General features: G+C 29.2%; 1 protein-coding gene. It reads right to left on the bottom strand.

Annotated features, from left to right (window positions below; translation table 11 throughout):
* Nucleotides 1–256: 256 nt before the first annotated feature.
* The gene (locus G6042_RS00750) at nt 257–787 is read right to left on the bottom strand and encodes a hypothetical protein (protein ID WP_153209494.1); all 531 of its coding nucleotides are present in this window, start codon (nt 785–787) and stop codon (nt 257–259) included.
* Nucleotides 788–928: the final 141 nt, after the last annotated feature.

The following is a 928-nucleotide window of genomic DNA, read 5'->3' as shown; positions in this document are numbered from 1 at the left end:
GTTCGTATCATTTTGGGAACAAATCAAACTACTTCAAAATATACCTTGGCTTAAAACCAATTTATAAGCTTTTAATTAAGTGAATTTGTATTGAAAATGGGGTTTTTTCACAAGCTGACGTTATGTGGCTTGCTCTCAGTGGCGTTGCACCAACACCAAGCCATTACAAATATAATAAAACATTCCATTCAGCAGCGGATTTTCCGTAGGAAAATCCGGAAGTAGCCATTGAAGCAAACCGCTGTTACCAGTAGGTTTAATGTAAAGTTACAGTTTCATATAATGATTGACACCAATCAATAATTTCACCAGCTTTATTTAATTCAACAGTATAATATTTTCCGCTGTTTTGATATTTTTCGTGTACAATAACAAAAATTCTGTCTTCATATACTTTTGGATAATGAACAAATAACTTAGGAAAATTTCCACGATTAAATTTTCTGATTTTAAATTTCTTTTTGTCAACATTTGTTAAATCGAGTTCCAATCTCATATCTTCAAATCTCCTCCAATATTTTGAATATTCTAACTTTTCAATATTTTTACCATAATTTGGAAGCTTTGTCTTTAAGCAATCAGATGGGACATAATAAATTTCTTCACCAGAATCATAGTTAAGAGATTTAAACACAATTATTTTCCTTTCAACAGGATATATTTCAAGAATAGTGTCTTTATAGAAATTAAAAGCTAATTGTTCGTAGAAAGGATATTCTGATTGTGAAAAACAATTTACATTTATTGACAGGAAAAAAATAATTGTAGCTAAAATTCTATTGTTCATTTTATGCAGATTTTCAAAACTTACTGGTAACGTCAGACTGTGAAAAAACCTCCACAATCCTAGTACCAAATATAGTAAAATAGTTGTAAGAAAAAGATAAATTCATTATTTTTAGTGATGCAACATATACAAGGAATAGCT

Source organism: Flavobacterium solisilvae, from assembly GCF_012911605.1.
Lineage (GTDB): Bacteria > Bacteroidota > Bacteroidia > Flavobacteriales > Flavobacteriaceae > Flavobacterium > Flavobacterium solisilvae.
Note: the sequence above shows the minus strand (reverse complement) of the source record. Positions and strands in the feature narration are given on the sequence as shown.

Excerpts from the sequence above, each read along its gene's own strand:
- G6042_RS00750 (WP_153209494.1), bottom strand. The coding sequence starts at position 787 with ATGAACAATAGAATTTTAGCTACAATTATTTTTTTCCTGTCAATAAAT.